General features: G+C 72.6%; 18 protein-coding genes. 10 read left to right on the top strand and 8 right to left on the bottom strand.

Annotated elements, in window-relative coordinates; translation table 11 throughout:
* Positions 1-26: 26 nt before the first annotated feature.
* Positions 27-458 carry a hypothetical protein gene (locus AB0H86_RS29650; protein WP_362445328.1) on the bottom strand — a complete coding sequence of 144 codons (432 nt, stop codon included), beginning with the start codon at positions 456-458 and terminating at the stop codon, positions 27-29.
* A gap of 84 nt (positions 459-542) precedes the next feature.
* Between AB0H86_RS29650 and AB0H86_RS29645 the strand changes: the two genes are divergently transcribed.
* Both AB0H86_RS29645 and AB0H86_RS29640 read left to right on the top strand, forming a co-directional pair.
* Positions 543-1316 carry an MBL fold metallo-hydrolase gene (locus tag AB0H86_RS29645; RefSeq protein ID WP_362445325.1) on the top strand — a complete coding sequence of 258 codons (774 nt, stop codon included), beginning with the start codon at positions 543-545 and terminating at the stop codon, positions 1314-1316.
* Complete coding sequence (locus AB0H86_RS29640; RefSeq protein WP_362445322.1) at positions 1313-1939, top strand: VTT domain-containing protein; 627 nt, start codon at positions 1313-1315, stop codon at positions 1937-1939. The genes AB0H86_RS29645 and AB0H86_RS29640 overlap by 4 nt, the downstream gene beginning before the upstream one ends.
* A 439-nt stretch (positions 1940-2378) precedes the next feature.
* Here AB0H86_RS29640 and AB0H86_RS29635 read toward each other — a convergent pair whose 3' ends face one another.
* From AB0H86_RS29635 to AB0H86_RS29620, 4 genes are all read right to left on the bottom strand, one after another.
* Positions 2379-3422 (bottom strand): MBL fold metallo-hydrolase, encoded by a 1044-nt coding sequence (locus AB0H86_RS29635; protein WP_362445319.1) that lies wholly within the window; start codon positions 3420-3422, stop codon positions 2379-2381.
* The gene (locus AB0H86_RS29630) at positions 3419-4672 is read right to left on the bottom strand and encodes an aminotransferase class I/II-fold pyridoxal phosphate-dependent enzyme (RefSeq protein ID WP_362445316.1); all 1254 of its coding nucleotides are present in this window, start codon (positions 4670-4672) and stop codon (positions 3419-3421) included. The genes AB0H86_RS29635 and AB0H86_RS29630 overlap by 4 nt, the downstream gene beginning before the upstream one ends.
* A gap of 233 nt (positions 4673-4905) precedes the next feature.
* Complete coding sequence (locus AB0H86_RS29625; RefSeq protein WP_362445313.1) at positions 4906-5820, bottom strand: hypothetical protein; 915 nt, start codon at positions 5818-5820, stop codon at positions 4906-4908.
* 237 nt (positions 5821-6057) lie between these two features.
* A complete protein-coding gene (locus AB0H86_RS29620; RefSeq protein WP_362445310.1) occupies positions 6058-6855 on the bottom strand; it encodes an RNA polymerase sigma factor SigF in 798 nt (265 codons plus the stop codon).
* Between the two features lie 244 nt (positions 6856-7099).
* Here AB0H86_RS29620 and AB0H86_RS29615 point away from each other — a divergent pair, with 244 nt between their 5' ends.
* A complete protein-coding gene (locus AB0H86_RS29615) occupies positions 7100-8893 on the top strand; it encodes a thiamine pyrophosphate-requiring protein (protein WP_362445307.1) in 1794 nt (597 codons plus the stop codon).
* Here AB0H86_RS29615 and AB0H86_RS29610 read toward each other — a convergent pair.
* On the bottom strand, positions 8850-9035 hold the full coding sequence (locus AB0H86_RS29610) for a hypothetical protein (protein ID WP_362445304.1): 186 nt from the start codon (positions 9033-9035) through the stop codon (positions 8850-8852). The two genes, AB0H86_RS29615 and AB0H86_RS29610, sit on opposite strands and share 44 nt — an antisense overlap.
* Positions 9036-9163: 128 nt before the next feature.
* On the opposite strand from AB0H86_RS29610, the gene AB0H86_RS29605 reads away from it, so the two are divergent.
* The 5 genes from AB0H86_RS29605 to AB0H86_RS29585 are packed head-to-tail and all read left to right on the top strand — an operon-like array spanning position 9164 to position 13339.
* Complete coding sequence (locus AB0H86_RS29605; RefSeq protein ID WP_362445301.1) at positions 9164-9562, top strand: DUF2795 domain-containing protein; 399 nt, start codon at positions 9164-9166, stop codon at positions 9560-9562.
* Positions 9559-10011: a CBS domain-containing protein gene (locus AB0H86_RS29600; protein WP_362445298.1), complete on the top strand. Its 453-nt coding sequence runs from the start codon at positions 9559-9561 to the stop codon at positions 10009-10011. Before AB0H86_RS29605 ends, AB0H86_RS29600 begins: the two co-directional genes overlap by 4 nt.
* Positions 10008-10691 (top strand): diguanylate cyclase, encoded by a 684-nt coding sequence (locus AB0H86_RS29595; protein WP_362445295.1) that lies wholly within the window; start codon positions 10008-10010, stop codon positions 10689-10691. The genes AB0H86_RS29600 and AB0H86_RS29595 overlap by 4 nt, the downstream gene beginning before the upstream one ends.
* Positions 10692-10697: 6 nt before the next feature.
* Positions 10698-11240, top strand: a complete 543-nt coding sequence (locus tag AB0H86_RS29590; RefSeq protein ID WP_362445292.1) for a type 1 glutamine amidotransferase domain-containing protein — start codon at positions 10698-10700, stop codon at positions 11238-11240.
* Entirely contained in the window at positions 11240-13339 is a 2100-nt protein-coding gene (locus tag AB0H86_RS29585; RefSeq protein WP_362445637.1) for a catalase, read from the top strand. The genes AB0H86_RS29590 and AB0H86_RS29585 overlap by 1 nt, the downstream gene beginning before the upstream one ends.
* 90 nt (positions 13340-13429) lie before the next feature.
* Here the strand turns inward: AB0H86_RS29585 and AB0H86_RS29580 are convergent, their stop codons facing one another.
* Positions 13430-13708 carry a DUF6158 family protein gene (locus AB0H86_RS29580; protein ID WP_362445289.1) on the bottom strand — a complete coding sequence of 93 codons (279 nt, stop codon included), beginning with the start codon at positions 13706-13708 and terminating at the stop codon, positions 13430-13432.
* Positions 13709-13765: 57 nt separating this feature from the next.
* Here AB0H86_RS29580 and AB0H86_RS29575 point away from each other — a divergent pair, with 57 nt between their 5' ends.
* Positions 13766-14881: a Vms1/Ankzf1 family peptidyl-tRNA hydrolase gene (locus tag AB0H86_RS29575; protein ID WP_362445286.1), complete on the top strand. Its 1116-nt coding sequence runs from the start codon at positions 13766-13768 to the stop codon at positions 14879-14881.
* Positions 14882-14929: 48 nt separating this feature from the next.
* Here AB0H86_RS29575 and AB0H86_RS29570 read toward each other — a convergent pair whose 3' ends face one another.
* Entirely contained in the window at positions 14930-16549 is a 1620-nt protein-coding gene (locus AB0H86_RS29570) for an ATP-binding cassette domain-containing protein (protein WP_362445283.1), read from the bottom strand.
* Positions 16550-16703: 154 nt separating this feature from the next.
* On the opposite strand from AB0H86_RS29570, the gene AB0H86_RS29565 reads away from it, so the two are divergent.
* The gene (locus AB0H86_RS29565; protein WP_362445280.1) at positions 16704-18191 is read left to right on the top strand and encodes a phosphatase PAP2 family protein; all 1488 of its coding nucleotides are present in this window, start codon (positions 16704-16706) and stop codon (positions 18189-18191) included.
* Positions 18192-18245: the final 54 nt, after the last annotated feature.

Here is an 18245-nt window from a genome sequence, read left to right as displayed (position 1 = left end):
GTTTTCCGGAGCAGGGCCCTACGGCACTAGCGCCCGTCGTACCCGGCCGTCGGCATCGACAGCCGCCGGTGCACCCGGGCCTTCATCTGGGCGTCGTACGAGGGTTCCGCGTGGCCGACGGTCTCCACCCGCACTCCGCGCCGGGCGCACTCGGCGGTGAACTCGTCCACCGACGACAGCGCGCTGCGCAGCACCCGCAGGCTCGGCGCGACGAACAGGTCCCGGCCGGGCCGCACGCCCTCCCACAGGACGTCGTGGTCGGGGCGCAGCGCGCACACGAGGAGTTCCCGGGTGACGACGTGGCCGCGCTCGGCGGCCCAGCGGGCGCACATCGCGTGCTGGCTGCGGGAGTCCACCAGGAAGGGGTCGTCGTCGAGCTCCTCCAGCGGCGTCAGGCTGGCGATGGCCGTGACGCGCAGCGGTGGAGGCGTGCCGAGAGCACCGCGCACCTGTCCCATGGAGTCCCCCTCACCTCCGGGTTGCGCCGCCGACCATACTCCTGCCCGTAGGCTTCGGGGGAGTCGCGCGAAGGAGGCAAAGGGGTGCCGGTGGAGATCACCTGGTGGGGTCACGCCACCTGCACGGTCACGGACTCGAACGTCCGCGTGCTCACCGATCCCTTGTTCGCCATGCGGCTGGCGCATCTGCGACGCCGTCGCGGCGCGCTGCCCCCGCCGGACGCCTGGCAGGCCGACGTGGCGCTGGTCTCCCATCTGCACGCCGACCATCTGCACGTCCCGTCGCTGGCGCGGCTGGCACCGGGCACGCGCCTGCTCGTGCCCCGGGGCGCACCACGGGCGGTACCGGGGCTGCGCCGGCTCACCCATCTCCGGCTGAGCGAGGTGGCGCCCGGGGACCAGATCCGGGTCGGCGACCTGGTGATGCGGGTCGTGCCTGCCCGGCACGACGGGCGGCGGCTGCCGCTCGGGCCGCACCGCTCCCCCGCCCTCGGCTACGTCGTCGAGGGTGAGGCCCGCACCTACTTCGCCGGCGACACCGGCCTCTTCGACGAGATGGCGAAGGAGGTCGGGCCGGTCGACGTGGCGCTGCTGCCGGTGGGCGGCTGGGGACCGTACCTCGGCGAGGGGCATCTGGACGCGGGGCGGGCCGCGGAGGCGCTGGCCCGGCTCGCGCCGCGCAGCGCGGTGCCGGTGCACTACGGCACGTACTGGCCGATCGGGATGGACGCCGTGCGCCCGCACGAGTTCCACACGCCGGGCGACGAGTTCGTCCGCCTCGCGGCCGCGCACGCGCCGCAGGTGGCCGTGTACCGGCTCGCGCACGGGGAGAGCATACGGCTGGGGGTCTCCCGGTGAGCTGGTTCGCCGCCGTCCCGACGGCCCTGCCGACCGCGTCCACACAGCAGGCGCTCGGGTATCCGTCGCTGTTCCTGCTGGTGCTGATCGGGGCGCTGGTGCCGGTGATTCCGACCGGGGCGCTGGTGAGTTCGGCGGCCGTGGTGGCCTTCCACCAGGCGGATCCGCTCACGCTGGCGCTGCTGTTCGTGACGGCGTCGACGGCCGCGTTCCTGGGTGACATGGCCCTGTACTGGCTGGGGCGGCGCGGCATGAAGTCGAAGAACGGCTCGCGCTGGCTGGAGGCGATCCGTTCGCGCGCGCCGGAGGAGCGGCTCGCTCAGGCGCAGGAGAAGCTCACCGACCACGGGGTGGCGGTACTGGTGCTGTCCCGGCTGGTGCCGGCCGGGAGGATCCCGGTGATGCTGGCCTGCCTGATGGCCGAGTGGCCGATGCGGAGGTTCGCCCGCGGGAACCTGCCGGCGTGCCTGGCCTGGGCGGTCACGTATCAGGTGATCGGGATCCTCGGCGGCTCACTGTTCCGCGAACCCTGGGAGGGCGTGGTCGCGGCGATCGCGCTGACCGTGCTGATCAGCACGGCGCCGAGCGTGTGGAAGAGAATCCGCCGCCCGGCGAAGGCCTGACCGAGAACACGGGACCCGCCAGCGTGTGAAGGCCTGCCCGCGGACTCAGGACCCGTCGGCCCGTGAACGCCTGACCAAGGGCACGGGACCGACCGGCCCGCCAAGGCGTGACCGAGGGCACGGGACCCGTCGGCCCGCCGAGGCCTGACCCCGGACTCAGGACCCGCCGACCCGCGAAGGCCTGGCCGAGAACACGGGACCCGCCGGCCCGCCAAGGCCTGCCCGACAGCACGGGACCCGTCGGCCCGCCAAGGCGTGACCGAGGGCACGGGACCCGCCGGCCCGCCAAGGCCTGCCCGCGGACTCAGGACCCGTCGGCCCGTGAAGGCTGCGCGAGGTTCCAGGGTCCGCCGACCCTCGAAGGCCTGATCGCACCCCCGAAACCCGCCGGCCGGCAACGGCCCAGCTGAAGGCCCAGGACCCTTCGGCCGGCAACGGCCTAGCCGAGGACCCGGGACCCGCCCACCGGCAGGTCCCACAGGTTCTCGCGGGCCAGGCCCGCCTTTTCCCAGGCCGCTCGGGCCCGGGTGAGCGGCTCCAGTACCGGTTCCGCCGACAGTACGAACGTCGCCCAGTGCATGGGCGCCATCCGGCGTGCCTCGAGGTCCTGCGCGGCGCGGACCGCTTCCTCCGGGTCGCAGTGGACGTCGCTGAGCCACCAGCGGGGGTCGTAGGCGCCGATCGGCAGCAGGGCGAGGTCGATGCCGGGATAGCGCTGTCCGATGCGGGCGAACCAGTGGCCGTACCCGGTGTCGCCCGCGAAGTAGACGCGCTTGCCGTCCGTGGCGGTGAGGACCCAGCCACCCCACAGGCTGCGGCAGGTGTCGGTGAGGCTGCGCTTGGACCAGTGGTGGGAGGGGACGAAGTCGAAGCGGACTCCGCCCAGTTCGGCCGCCTCCCACCAGTCCAGCTCGGTGACGTTGGTGAACCGGCGGCGGTGGAACCAGCGGCCGAGTCCGGCGGGGACGAACACCGGGGTCTCGCGCGGGAGTCGGCGCAGTGTGGGCGCGTCCAGGTGGTCGTAGTGGTTGTGGCTGATGACGACCGCGTCGACAGGCGGCAGTTCGCTCCAGGCGATGCCGACCGGGGTGATGCGGGCCGGGGTGCCGAGGATGCGGCGGGACCAGACCGGGTCGGTGAGGACGGTCAGCCCGCCGATCTGCACGACCCAACTGGCGTGCCCCGCCCAGGACACGGCGACCGTGCGGGCGTCCACCCGGGGCGGCGGCCCCGGGTCGAAGGGCAGCCGGGGGATGTCGGCGAGGCCTTCACGGCCGGGGCGGATGGAGCCCTCGCGGGCGAAGCGGGCCATGGACTTGAGGCCGGGCAGCGGGGCGGTCAGCCGGTCGTGGAAGGTCCGCGGCCACACCCTGCGCTCGCCCAGCGGTCTGGGCGCGACGGGTGGCGCGAAAGGGGGTGAGGCCGCCGGAGCACCGGCTTCCCGGGTGGACATGCTCGCGGTCGAATCGGACTGCTGCGTCATCGAGGAGGCTCCCATCGCTGAGCGTCATCGCGGAGATCGTCGAAGACCGATTCCAGAAGGGTCAACGCGCGTTGCACATGTGGCAGTTCCAACGGCGCGGGGGCATCGAGGCATTCCGCGCGCTCGTCGTGCGTACCCCCGCCCAGCAGCGGACCGGTGGACAGCCGCACGCGCAGCGCCCCGAGGTCGTCGCCGAAGCGGTGGCCGCCGGGCGCGGGCATGCCGAGCCGGGCGGTGAGGAAGTCCTCCAGTTCCTGGGCGTCGCCCACGCCGTGCGCGCCGAGCGCGGGCCGCAGCGGACCGAGGTCGACGTAGAGGTGACGGCCGGCCTGCGGGGGCCGGGCGACGGCGCCCGCGGTGACGACGGCGGTGTGCGCGGCGGCGGCCACGCGCGCGTGCAGCCGTACGGCGGTCCTCAGGCGTGCGGTGACCGGTTCGGGTTCTTCGAGGGCGTACGCGGCCGCGGCGGCCACGGGTGATGCGACGCGGGCGCCGAGCGCGGTGAGGATGTCGAGCACGCGCGCGTGGAGGCCGTCTGCGTCCGCCTCGCCCGCGGGGAAGCGCGCGACGGCGGCCGGCCAGCCGGTCGGTAGCAGCGCACCGGCCAGGTCGGTGACGATGGTCACCTGCTCGGGCAGCATCTCGGCCGGGCTGAGCAGCACGGTGGCGTGTGGGTCGTGGAGGGTGTCCCGCCAGGTCTCGTCGCTGACCAGGCGCAGGCCCTCACCGACGGCGGCCTCCACGGTCTCGTACAGCAGTTCGGGCGGGGCGACCGTGGCGGTGGGGTCGTCGGCGACGGACAGCACGAGCAGCCGCGGGTCGCCGCCCTCGGCCCGCACCCGGCGCACGGTCTCCAGGAGGGCGTACGGGTCCGGGACACCGCCGCACTCGGCCGGGGTCGGCACATGGAAGACGGGGCGTCCCAGCAGACGTGCGTACGGCGCCCACCAGGCGGCGCACGGCCGCGGCACCAGGACGTCACCGCCGAGCGCGGCGGTCAGCGCGAGCAGCAGGGCGGGGGCGCCGGGAGCGGCGGCCACCCGGTCGGGCCCGGTGGACAGGCCGCGCCGGTCCCAGTAGCCGCGGGCGGCGTCCAGCAGGGCGGGCCCGCCGCCGACGGGTTCGCTGCCCGGGCGGTCGGCCGCGGCGGCGAGTACGGCGGACAGCTCGGGCAGCACGGGCAGCCCGTCCTCGGGAAGCGGTGGCCCGAAACGGACGGGGCCGTGGCCTTCCGGGTCCGTCCGCGGCATCCGTACCTCCGTAGGGGCCCGATGGGTCTGATGGGCCGGTGGGGCTGCTCGTCTCGTCCGTGGGTCGTGGCCGAAGTGGCCGAAGTGGCCGACGCGACCGGTGGGTCGTGTGGGGCGGGTCGTGTCCTAGGGCTGGTAGTACCCCGGGTGGCGCGGTGCCATGAGCGCGGATGTGGGTTGCGCGGATCACACGATGGAGGGGTCCGCTGTCGGCTGCGGTGCCGGTGGAGAGGTCAACGGTCGCTGGTGTGCTCCCTGCGTCGCAGGCGGTGGACGGCGGCGCCGAGCGCGCCCGTGATCAGCAGGCCACCGGCGACCAGGGCGGGCACGGAGTCGGTGAAGGTGCCTCCCTCCCCGGCCCGGACGCCGTGCTGGATGCCGGCGGCGTGGCAGGGGTCGGCCTGTGTCTGTGCCTCGGCTGTCTGGGGCTCGGCTGCCTGTGGCTCGGCGCAGGGGCGGTGGCTGGCGCAGGAGCTGCCGTACGACTCGGTGCACGCCGTGCCGCTCCCCCGGTTCACGGTGAACTTGGCGCTCCACTGCCTGCCGTGTCCGCCGGGTGCCGTCGGGCAGGTGCCGTCCACGGTCCACGGGGAGTCCTGGGCGGCGGAATCCTGGCCGCCCTCGAAGTTCGCGTCGGGGGCGATACGGGCCGTGCCTCGGTAGGCGGGCCCGGCGGCCACCGCGTCGGCGTTGCCGTCGGTGCCGTCGTCGCCGGAGACCAGCCCCAGCTGGACGCTGCCCGAGTCGACGGCCTGCGAGGTGGCGGTGATCGAGCCGGGCGGGGAGCCGCCGGTCGGATCGCAGGAGACGGAGACGGTGACGTTGCCGCCCGGCGACACGCTGCTCGGGCTGACTTCCGCGGCCAGTTCCGCGACCGGCTCCTCGACCGATCCGTCGACCGATGCGTCGACTGGATCGTCGGCCGGTTCGTCGACCGACTCCTCGACCGACTCCGCAACCGGCTCTTCGACCGCGAACGGCTGCTCTTCGACGGGCTCCGCGACCGGCGGCTCCGCGACCGGTTCCGCTGTAGGTTCGGCGGACGCGACCGGTTCCGCTGTAGGTTCGGCGGACGCGACCGGCACGGCGAGGCCGATGACGGCACCGGCCAGGACGGCGGCGGACAGGGCACGTGCGCTGCGGCGCATGGGGTGAACTCCTTCGGCCGACTGCGGGACACGGCGGTCGTGCCCCCGCAGCCATCACAGCCCGCCCACCGCCGGGCCGCGCGCGGCCGGACACCATTCGCGGGACGGGGACCGCCGAGCGGGTGACACCAGGAGTGCACTCGGACGACGGTCCCCAGGGCCCCGCGGACACCTCCGGCAGACAGGCCGGATCACCCGGGGTCGAGAGGACCCGGGCTCACCCAAGGCGACGAGGCCCTACGGGGCGACGTCCTTCATCACCTGCTCGCGCACCCGCCCGCAGCACCGGCTGATCAGCCGGGACACGTGCATCTGCGAGATTCCCAGCTGCTCGGCGATCCGGCTCTGGGTCATGTCGCCGAAGAACCGCATGTACAGGATCGCCCGCTCACGCTCCGGCAACGCGGCGAGCCGGTGCTTCACGGCCTCCCGGTCGACCACCATGTCCAGGGCCGGGTCGGGCGAGCCCAGCGCGTCAATGAGGGAGTACCCGCCCTCGCCTCCGGGCAGGTCCGCGTCCAGGGACAGCGCGGTGAAGCTGTCCAACGCCTCCAGGCCGATGCGAACCTCCTCCTCGGTCATGTTCGCGTGCTGGGCGATGTCCGCGACGGTGGGCCGGCGCCCGGAGACGGTCTGGGCCAGGTCCTGACCGGCGAAGCGGACCCGGTTACGCAGATCCTGCACCCGGCGCGGTACGTGCAGCGTCCACATGTGGTCGCGGAAGTGCCGCTTGATCTCGCCGGTGATGGTGGGTACGGCGTAGCTCTCGAAGGCCTTGCCGCGCTCGGGGTCGTAGCGGTCGACGGCCTTGACCAGACCGAGGGCCGCGACCTGGCGGAGGTCGTCGAGGTTCTCGCCGCGGCTGCGGAAGCGGCACGCGATGCGGTGGGCCATGGGCAGCCAGGCCTCGACGATGCCGTCACGGAGGGTGTCTCGCCGCTGGCCGGGGGGAAGCGCGGCGAGTTCGCGGAAGGCCTCCGCGGTGTCGGGTGAGTCGTTGTGCGGACGGTGCCTCGCGCTCACATGAGTGGGCATACGCGTTGCAACTCCCTGAGTCGTGCCGGGGTTGAACGGTCACCGTGGGAGCGCGTCCGAGGATCGGGCAGGCGCGTCCGGGGCGGCCGAGTGGCCGCTCCCACGGACGTGCCTCCGGTCCGAAGCACTGGTACAGCGCCTGCCCCCGACCCCCTGCCGCAAACACCCCGAAAGGTTTTCCGGCGGCGCGCCGGGTGACTCGTAGCGCTGCTATGTGTGTCACCTATGTCCGAGAGGTCCGTACATGAGCACCAAGGTCTCCGACCATGTCCTTCAGCGGCTGCGCGAGTGGGGTGTGGAGCAGGTCTTCGGCTATCCGGGCGACGGCATCAACGGCCTGCTCGCCGCCTGGGGGCGCGCCGACAACCAGCCCCGTTTCATCCAGTCCCGGCATGAGGAGATGTCCGCGTTCCAGGCGGTCGGCTACGCCAAGTTCAGCGGCCGCCTCGGAGTGTGCGCGGCGACCTCGGGGCCCGGTGCGATCCATCTGCTCAACGGGCTGTACGACGCCAAGCTGGACCATGTGCCGGTGCTGGCGATCGTCGGACAGACGCACCGCACCGCGATGGGCGGCTCGTACCAGCAGGAAGTGGACCTGCACACGCTGTACAAGGATGTCGCCTCCGACTTCCTGGAGACGGTGACGGTGCCCGAGCAGCTGCCGAACGTGCTGGACCGGGCGATCCGCACCGCGTACGGGCGCCGGTGTCCGACGGCGATCATCATCCCCGGCGATGTGCAGGAACTCGGCTACTCGGCGCCCACCCACGAGTTCAAGATGGTGCCCTCCAGCCTGGACCACCGCTCCTCGACGGCGGTTCCGTCCGAGGGGTCGCTGCGGCGGGCGGCGGAGATCCTCAACGCCGGCGACAAGGTCGCGATCCTGGTCGGCCAGGGCGCGGCCGGCGCGCGGACCGAGGTGGAACGCGTCGCCGAGATGCTCGGCGCGGGCGTGGCGAAGGCGCTGCTCGGCAAGGACGCCCTGAGCGACGAACTCCCGTACGTCACCGGATCGATCGGCCTGCTCGGCACCCGCCCGTCGTACGAGCTGATGCGGGACTGCGACACCCTGCTGACCATCGGGTCCTCCTTCCCGTACAGCCAGTTCCTGCCGGAGTTCGGCAAGGCGCGGGGGGTGCAGATCGACATCGACCCGCACATGGTCGGGATGCGTTATCCCTACGAGGTGAATCTCGTCGGCGACGCGCAGGCGACCCTGAAGCGGCTGATCCCGATGCTGGACGCCGAGCGGGGCGAACGCGACTGGTACGAGACGGTGTGCGACAACGTGACGCGCTGGCGTGGCGTGATGGAGGGACGGGCCCGGCAGTCGGCCGACCCGATCAACCCGGAGTACGTGGCGCACGTACTGGATCGGCTGCTGCCGTCCGACGCGATCGTCAGCTCCGACTCGGGGTCGACGGCGAACTGGTACGCCCGTCACCTGACGATGCGGCCCGGGATGCGGGGCTCGCTGTCCGGGACGCTCGCGACGATGGGCTGTGCCGTGCCGTACGCGATCGGCGCGAAGTTCGCACACCCGGACCGGCCCGCGATCGCGCTGGTCGGCGACGGCGCGATGCAGATGAACGGGATGGCGGAACTGATCACGGCGGCCAAGTACCGCGACCTCTGGGAGGACCCGCGGCTGATCATCGCCGTCTGGAACAACCACGATCTCAACCAGGTGACCTGGGAGATGCGGGCCATGGAGGGCGCTCCGTCCTTCCTGCCCTCGCAGGAGCTGCCGGACGTGCAGTACGCGGCGTTCGCCCGTTCGCTGGGTCTGACCGGGATCCGGGTGGAGAAGCCGGAGGACGTGGAGGCGGGCTGGCGGGCCGGCCTGGAGGCGGACGGGCCCGCGGTGATCGAGTTCCTCACCGACCCTGCCGTACCGCCGATCCCACCGCACGCCACCTGGGACCAGATGGAGGCGGCGGCCGCCTCGATCCTCAAGGGCGACGCGGACCGCGGGGCCGTGATCAGGCAGGGGCTCAAGGCGAAGATGCAGGAGTTCCTGCCGGGCCGGGAGAAGTAGCGACGGAAGCCGCCGTGGGCGGGGCGACGGCCGGTTCGTACCGGTCGGCCTCGTCACCGGGCAGCAGCAGTTCCTCGTAGCGGCCCAGTGCCAGCAGCACGCCGAGCATGAGGAGCGGAATCATCACAGCGAGCACCGCCATGGCCTGTCCTTCTGCGGGAATGTGCGCGGGGGGTGCGAAGCCGGGTCTCCCGGCATCGGGGACGCAAACCCCGTGTCGGTCTCCGGTCCTCGGGTACGCGGTGCGAACCCGAAGCTCTGGAGGGAGACATGCAGCGAGGCAGCGACCGGCTCAGCCGCCACCGCGACGACGAGATGAAGCACGAACTACAGGGTCTACTGCGGTCCGGGCACTCCACCCGGGCCGAGGAGTGGAACGACCCCGAACCGACCGCCGACGACGATCCGGAGATCGCGGGCGGGCCGGTGGCACCGCGCGCCGGGGCGTCACTGGAGGCGGTCCGGCTGGAGCTGGCCCGGAGCCTGGGCCGCGGCTCGTTCCCCGCGAGCGCCGGCGACCTGGCGCACGTCCTGCGCCGTGAGAGCGCGCCCGACTCCCTGGTCGAGGCCGTGGAAGGGCTGCCGCGCAGGGAGCGCCAGGCCAATCTCGAGGAACTCGCGCGGGCACTGACCCGTGGGACGGACGCCCCGGCGGAAGGCCGACGATGACGGCCGTCTTCGTGAAGGACGTGATGACGGCCGGTGTGGTCGCCGTCCGTCCGGACGCCTCGTTCGTCGAGGCGGCGCAGCTGATGCGCGCGCAGAACATCGGCGACGTCCTGGTGGCCGACGGACAGCACGTCGTCGGAGTGCTCACCGACCGGGACATCACGGTCCGCGCCGTCGCCGACGGCGTGGACCCGATGACCGTGAGCGCCCAGTCCGTGTGCACGCCCGACCCGGTGCTGGTCGCCCCCGACGACCCGGTGGCGGCGGCGGTGGCGCTGATGCGGGCGCACGCCGTGCGTCGGCTGCCGGTGGTCGAGGACGGGCTGCCGGTCGGGATGGTGAGCCTCGGTGACCTCGCCGAGGCCCAGGACCCGGACTCGACGCTCGCCGACATCAGCCGGGCCGAGCCGGGCGAGGAGCGCGGCGGCGACGGGCGGGAGGTCCTGTGAGCCCGGTCCGCGACCAGACCGCCCGGATCGCCGCCACCGGCACCACCGTGGACGTCGGCGAGGTGACCACGCGCTACCTGCTGTACGGGCTGCTGCCCAGCTGGTTCGTGCCCGGTCTGGCCGACTGGGCGATGCACCGGCGCACCCGTATTGAGGACACCGCGGGGACCAAGGAGTCCCTCATCCACTCGCTGATGATGGCCGAGGTCGGCCTCCCCATCGCGCTGACCCTGCGCTACGAGGTGAATCCGCTGCTGCTGAGCGTGCAGCTGGGCGGGGCGGCCGTGCACGAGGCCACCGCCCTGTGGGACGTACGCACGGCCGTCGACAGCGACCGTGAGGTCAAGCCGATCGAGCAGCACATCCACAGCTTTCTGGAGTCGCTGCCGTTCGGTGCGCTGGCCTCGCTGATGTGCCTGCACGCCGACCAGGTGAAGTCGCTGCTGCGAGGTGGCCGGGACGATCCGGACGCCTGGCGGCTGGTACCGCGCCGGCGGCCGCTGTCACCCGGCTATCTCGCGGGCATCGGCGCCGCGATCGGGGTCTGTGTGCTGCTGCCGTACGGCGAGGAGCTGCTGCGCTGTCGACGTGCGGCCGGCGCGAGAAAGAAGCGCGCGACGAGCGACGAGGCCCACTGGCGGGCGCCGCGCGCCAAGAAGCTTTCCAGGAAAGGTCGTTGAACCATCATGCGCATTGCGTTTCTGACGGCACCCGAGGGTGTCGAGCAGATCGAGCTGACCGACCCGTGGCAGGCAGCGAGGAGCGCGGGCCACGAACCGGTGCTCGTGTCGACGGAGCCGGGCCGGATCCAGGCCTTCGAGCACCTCGACAAGGCGGACACGTTCCCCGTGGACGAGGTGGTGGGCGAAGCGTCGGCCGACTCCTTCGGCGGGCTGGTCCTGCCGGGCGGGGTGGCCAATCCGGACGTCCTGCGGATGGACGAGAAGGCCGTGGCGTTCGTCCAGGACTTCTTCGAGCGGGGCCTGCCGGTGGCCGCGATCTGTCACGCCCCCTGGACGCTCATCGAGGCGGACGTCGTCCGGGGCCGGGTGCTGACGTCCTGGCCGAGCCTGCGGACGGACATCCGCAACGCGGGCGGCACCTGGGTGGACGAGCAGGTGAAGGTCTGCGACCACGGCAACAACAAGCTGGTCACCAGCCGTAAGCCGGACGACCTCAAGGCGTTCTGCGAGTCATATCTGGACGTGTTCGCCGAGGAGGCCGCGTGATGGACCCCGCAGACGACAAGCAACGGCAGCGCGAGACGTTCCACGCGGACGACCCGACCGCCGGACCGCTCACCACCGACCAGGGTGTGGAGGTCGACCACACCGACGACTCGCTGAGCGCCGGCGGACGCGGGCCGACGCTGATGGAGGACTTCCACTTCCGGGAGAAGCTCACCCACTTCGACCACGAGCGGATTCCGGAGCGGGTGGTGCACGCCCGGGGCGCGGGCGCCTACGGCTACTTCGAACCCTACGAGTCGTGCGCGGAGTTCACCCGTGCCGCGTTCCTCCAGGATCCGGCGGTGCGGACGCCGGTGTTCGTGCGGTTCTCGACGGTTCAGGGGCCGAAGGGCTCGGCGGACACCGTGCGGGACGTGCGCGGCTTCGCGACCAAGTTCTATACGTCGGAGGGGAATTACGACCTGGTCGGGAACAACTTCCCCGTCTTCTTCATCCAGGACGGCATCAAGTTCCCCGACTTCGTGCACGCGGTGAAGCCCGAACCGCACAACGACATCCCGACCGGCGCCTCCGCGCACGACACCCTGTGGGACTTCGTGTCGCTCCAGCCGGAGTCGCTGCACGCGATCATGTGGCTGATGTCGGACCGGGCGATCCCCCGCAGTTACCGCATGATGCAGGGCTTCGGCGTGCACAGCTTCCGGTTCGTGAACGCCGAGGGCCGCGGCACGTTCGTGAAGTTCCACTGGAAGCCGCGCCTCGGTGTGCACTCGCTGGTGTGGGACGAGGCGCAGGAGTGCCAGGGCCGCAATCCGGACTTCAACCGGGGCGACCTGTGGGACGCGATCGAGGCGGGCGAGTACCCGGAGTGGGAGCTGGGCGTCCAACTCGTGCCGGAAGAGGACGAGTTCGCCTTCGACTTCGATCTGCTCGACGCCACGAAGCTCATCCCGGAGGAGCAGGTGCCGGTCCGGCCGATCGGCCGGATGGTGCTGGACCGCAACCCGGAGAACTTCTTCGCGGAGACCGAGCAGGTCGCCTTCCACACCGCCAACGTCGTCCCCGGGATCGACTTCACCAACGACCCGCTGCTGCAGGCCCGCAACTTCTCCTATCTGGACACCCAGTTGACCCGTCTGGGCGGTCCCAACTTCGCCCAGCTGCCGGTGAACCGTCCGGTGGCGCCGGTGCGGACCAACCAGCGCGACGGCTCCCACCAGAGCGCGATCCACCGGGGCACGAACTACTCCCCGAACTCGCTCGGCGGCGGCTGCCCGGCGCACGCCGGGGCGGACGCGTCCGCGTTCACGCACTACGCGGAACGCGTGGACGGGCACAAGATCCGGCAGCGCAGCCCGAGCTTCCAGGACCACTACAGTCAGCCCGCGCTGTTCTGGAACAGCATGACGGACTGGGAGAAGCAGCACATCGTGGACGCCTTCCGGTTCGAGCTCGGCAAGGTCGACGCGCTCACGGTCCGCTCCCGTACGATCGAGCAACTGGCCAAGGTCGACGGCGAGTTGGCGGCCAAGGTGGCGGCCGGTGTCGGGTTGCCGGAGCCGACCGAGAAGGTCTCCGCGTCCAAGGGGGCGTCTCCCGCCCTGAGCCTGGAGCAGGTGCGTGGCGACGGGTCGATCCGCACCCGGAAGATCGCGGTCCTGGTCACCGACGGCGTCGACCCCGAGCAGGTGGCGTCCGTCCGGGAGGCACTGGCGGCCGAAGGGGCGATCGTGGAGGCGCTGGCGGCCACGGACGGCACGGTGGCGGGCGCCGACGGCGAGCGGTACACGGTCGACCGTGCGCTGCCCACCGTGGCCTCGGTGCTCTACGACGCCGTCCTGCTGCCGGGCGGGCCGGTGGGCACTCCGGGGACGACCGCCGACCCGGACGCGATGCGCTTCGTCCGGGACGCCTATCGGCACGGCAAGCCGGTCGGCGCGCTCGGCTCGGGCGTCGGGATCCTGTCGGCGCTGGAACCGGAGGGGCTGCACATATCCACCGAGTTCCACCGGGTGGTCGCCGACCAGGGCGTGGTGACGGACACCTCGCCGGGCGCCGCGAGCGAGGAGTTCACCCGGGAGTTCGTGGCGTCCGTGGCCGCGCACCGGCACTGGAACCGGCCGCCGGCGCGTCGCTGACCGGCCCGCCGACCGGTCCGTAGAAGTTCAGGAGCGACCGGCACGAGGGGTTCGCCGGACGGGTTCGTCCGACGGGTTCGTCCGACGGGTTCAGGAGCGGGGAGTCGTGGACTCCCCGCTTCCGCGTTCCCGTGCCCCTTCGCGGGTGCGGCTCGCGGCCACCGGGCGGTGCGGGTTGCGGCGCAGGAACTCGCCCTCGAGCTGAGCCATGCGATCGTTGTGGGCCCGCAGCGCGTCGTTCGAGGCGTACAGCAGCGTGTCGTGCCGCGTGCGGTGGATGGTCTCCAGCTCCTTCATGAGCTGTTGGTCGTCCAGCCGACTGGGTTCGACTCCGGTCATCGTGGGGCCCCGCTCGTCGTGTTCGTTCATACGGTTCGGGTACCCGCCCGGCGCGCACTACCCCCGAGCGGAATCCGGGAGAGAACCATGGATCTCGCCTTTCTTCATCCACTCTACGAACATCCGGGCCCCTGGGCCTCCGTGTACGTCGACACCTCCCGGCATACGGAGGGCACGGCCCACGAACGACATCTGACGGCCGTGGCGCTGTCCCGGGAGCTGTCCCGGCAGGGCGCCGACGAGGAGACGTGCCGGGCCGTACGGGAGGCACTGGAGGAGCTGCGGCACTCCTCCGAACCGCACGGGCGGGCCCTGTTCGCACGGGCCGGCGAGGTGGTCCTGGATCCGCCGCTGACCCGGGCCCCGGACGGCGACCGATCGGTGTGGGCACCGCTGCCGCACACCGCGCCGCTGCTCGAGCTGGCCGGCGAGGACCCGGTCTGCGTGGTGGCGTACGTCGACCGCAAGGGCGCCGACTTCGAGCTGCGTGCCGGGCTCGGCCGACAGGACGCGGGCACGGTCACCGGCCGCCAGCACCCCGTACACCGTACGAGCTCGGCGGACTGGTCGGAGCGGCACTTCCAGCTCAAGGTGGAGAACACCTGGGAGCACAACGCGGCCGAGATCGCGGACGCGCTCGCCGTCTGCCAGGAGGAGAGCCACGCCGACCTGCTGGTCCTGGTGGGTGACGACCGGGAGCGGCGGTCCGTGCACGACCGGCTGCCCAAGCGGCTGCGCGACCTGGTCGTGGAGGCTCCGCACGGTGCCGGCAGCAGGCTGCTGGACGAGGACGTGGAGCAGGCCCGCATCGAGCACGTACGGCAGCGGGCCGAGCGTGAGCTGGAGCGGTTCCTGGCCGCCCGCGAGCCCGGCGAGGACGGCCGCCCCCGAGCGGTGGAGGGCGTGCCCGCGCTGGTCGAGGCGGCGCGTGAGCACCGTATCGACGAGCTGCTGATCCGCCCGGACGGCCCCGACGCGCACCGCGAGGTGTGGATCGGCGAGGACCCGGACCAGCTGGCGATGCGCCGGACGGATCTGAAGATCCTCGGCGAACAGCACTCCTGGTCCGCGCGGGCGGACGACGCGCTGATCCGGTCGGCGGTCGCGACGGGCGCCCCGGTGCTCTCGGTGACCCCTGCGCCGGCGGCCGAGGAGATGGAGACGCCGGCGGGCGGAATGGGTGCCCTACTGCGCTGGAAGTGAGCCCGCGACGCGCTCCCCGATGAGGGGCCGGGCCCGGTGACCTGCGGGTTACCGGGCCCTTTCCACGCGTCGCTCGTCCCACACGGGCTCCGCCGTCTCGCGGACCCTGCCGTCGCTGCCGAAGACCAGGAAGCGGTCGAAGGAGCGGGCGAACCAGCGGTCGTGGGTGACGGCGAGGACCGTGCCGTCGAAGGCCTCCAGGCCCTCCTGAAGGGCTTCGGCGGACTCCAGGTCGAGGTTGTCGGTCGGCTCGTCGAGGAGCAGGGCGGTGACGCCCTGGAGTTCCAGCAGCAGGATCTGGAAGCGGGCCTGCTGGCCTCCGGAGAGTCGCTCGAAGGCCTGCTCGGCCTGGTTGGTCAGCTCGTAGCGGCGCAGCCGGGACATGGCCGCGCCCCGGTCCTGGGCGTGCTCCTTCCACAGGATGTCGAGGAGCGTACGGCCCTGAAGCTCCGGGTGCGCGTGTGTCTGGGCGAAGTGCCCGGGCACCACGCGCGCGCCCAGTTTCCACCGGCCCGTGTGGGCCACGGTGTCGCCGGCCAGCAGCCGCAGGAAGTGCGACTTGCCGGAGCCGTTGGAGCCGAGGACGGCGACCCGCTCACCGTAGAAGACCTCCAGGTCGAAGGGGGTCATCAGGCCGGTGAGTTCGAGTTCCTCGCAGGTGACGGCCCGTACTCCGGTGCGGCCGCCCTTCAGGCGCATCGTGATGTCCTGCTCGCGCGGCGGCTCCGGCGGCGGTCCCGCCTCCTCGAACTTGCGCAGGCGGGTCTGCGCGGCCTGGTAGCGGGAGGCCAGTTCATGGCTGATGGAGGCCGCCTGGCGGAGGTTCAGCACCAGCTTCTTCAACTGGGCGTGCTTCTCGTCCCAGCGGCGGCGCAACTCCTCGAAGCGGGCGAAGCGTTCGCGGCGTGCCTCGTGGTAGGTGGCGAAGCCGCTGCCGTGCACCCAGGCGTCGGCGCCCGCGGGGCCCGGCTCGACGGAGACGATCTTCTCGGCGGCGCGGGCGAGGAGTTCACGGTCGTGGGAGACGAACAGGACCGTCTTGCGGGTCTCCTTCAGCCGCTCCTCCAGCCAGCGCTTGCCGGGCACGTCCAGATAGTTGTCGGGCTCGTCGAGCAGCAGCACCTCGTCGGTGCCGCGCAGCAGGGCCTCCAGGACCAGCCGCTTCTGCTCGCCGCCGGACAGGGTGCCCACCTGACGCCATTGCGCCTTCTCGTACGGCATCCCGAGCGCGGCCGTGGTGCACATGTCCCACAGTGTCTCGGACTCGTAGCCGCGCGCCTCGGCCCAGTCGGAGAGGGCCTGCGCGTACCTCAGCTGGGCGGCCTCGTCGTCGACGGTCATCATGCCGTGCTCGGCCTGGTCGACGGCCCGCGCGGCCTCGCGGATGCGGGGCGGCGCCACCGACACCAGCAGGTCCCGTACGGTCGTCTCGTCCCGTACGGACCCCACGAACTGCCGCATCACACCGAGGCCGCCGGTGACGGTGACGGTCCCGCCGTGCGGTTTCAGCTCGCCGGAGATCAGCCGCAGCAGGGTGGTCTTGCCGGCGCCGTTGGGTCCGACGAGGGCCACGACGGCCCCTTCGCCCACCCGGAAGGACACATCGCCGAGCAGCGCCCTCCCGTCGGGGAGGTAGTACTCGAGGTGCGCGGCTTCCAGGTGTCCCATGAGGAGTCAGTCTGCGGTCCCGGGGCCCGCCTCGACAAACCGGTTTCCCTCCGGTCCGGCGTTCGGACCGGAGGGCAGGGGTCGGGTCGGAGGGCAGGGGTCGGGTCGGGTGGGGGCCGTACAGGATCCGGGCGGGCCGGGGTACCCGCGGGGCATGAGCCCAGACGTCGACCTCACCGTCCTGAAATCCGGCCCCCGTCTCCTGCTCGACCGGCTACCGGCCCTCGACTACCGGGTGTTCGAGTTCGCCGCCGGGCGCCGCTGGCCCGGCGCCGAGCGCGTCCTGCCGCGGCTGAGCCGGAGCGCGAACCACGGGGTGCTGTGGTTCGCCGCGGCGGCCGCGATGGCCGCGAGCCGCACCCCGCGGGCCCGCCGGGCGGCCGGGCGCGGCCTGGCCTCGCTGAGCCTGGCCTCCGTGACCATCAACACCCTCGGCAAGCGCTCGGTGCGCCGGCCACGGCCGGTGCTGGACCCGGTGCCGCTGATCCGTCGGCTGAAGCGGCAGCCGATCACCACGTCGTTCCCGTCCGGCCATTCCGCGTCGGCGGCCGCGTTCGCCGCCGGGGTGGCCCTGGAGTCGCCGTCCTGGGGCGCGGTGGTGGCTCCGGTGGCCTTCTCGGTGGCCGCGTCCCGTGTCTACACCGGCGCCCACTTCCCGAGCGACGTGCTGGCCGGCGCGGCCCTGGGCGTGGGTGCCGCGTTCGCCGTACGGCGTCTGGTGCCGACCCGGGCCCAGGTCGTGCCGCCGGCCCGGCCGCGCGCCCGGGTGCCCGCGCTGCCCGACGGCGAGGGGCTGTTCATGATCGCGAACACCGGGTCGGGCACCGCCGACCGGGTCCGCGCGCTGCGGGACAGCCTGCCCGGAGCCGAGGTCGTCGAGTGCGAGCCGGCCGACATACGGGCCGAGCTGGAGAAGGCGGCGGCCCGCGCCCGGGTGCTCGGGGTGTGCGGCGGCGACGGCACGGTCAACGCCGCCGCCGAGATCGCCCTGCGCCACGACCTGCCCCTCGCGGTGCTGCCCGGCGGCACCCTCAACCACTTCGCCTACGACCTCGGTGTGGAGGGCGTCCGCGATCTGAGCCGGGCCGTCCAGGAGGGCGAGGGCGTACGGGTGGACGTGGGCCGGTTCACCCACGGCGGGCGGGAAGGCGTCTTCCTCAACACCTTCAGCCTGGGCGTGTATCCCGAGCTGGTGCGGGAGCGGGAGCGCTGGTCGTCCCGGATCGGCGGCTGGCCGGCGGGGGTGCTCGCCGCGCTGCGCGTGGTGCGGGCCGACCGGCATCCACTGGAGGCCGAGTTCCAGGGCAGGACACGGCCGCTGTGGCTGCTGTTCGTCGGGAACGGCACCTACCACCGGATGGGCCTCACGCCCGGCCGCCGTCTCGACCTGGCCGACGGACAGTTCGACGTACGGGTCGTGCACGGCGGACGCCGGCCCGCGTTGCGGCTGCTCGCCGCCGCCCTCGCGGGTCCGCTCACCCGCTCCCCCGCGCACGCGGCCGCCCAGGTCGGCCGTCTGCGTCTGGCGGGCGTCGGGCCGGGCACGCTGCTGGCCTATGACGGCGAAGTCATCGACGTGGACGGCGAGGTGACGCTGGAGAAGCTGCCGGAGGCCCTCACCGTCTACCGGCCGCTGCCCTAGTCCTGATTACCCGTCAGTCCGTATGGCAAGACACAGGGTCTCATCATTCGACAT

The organism is Streptomyces sp. NPDC050997 (assembly GCF_040660135.1).
Lineage (GTDB): Bacteria > Actinomycetota > Actinomycetes > Streptomycetales > Streptomycetaceae > Streptomyces.
Note: the sequence above shows the minus strand (reverse complement) of the source record. Positions and strands in the feature narration are given on the sequence as shown.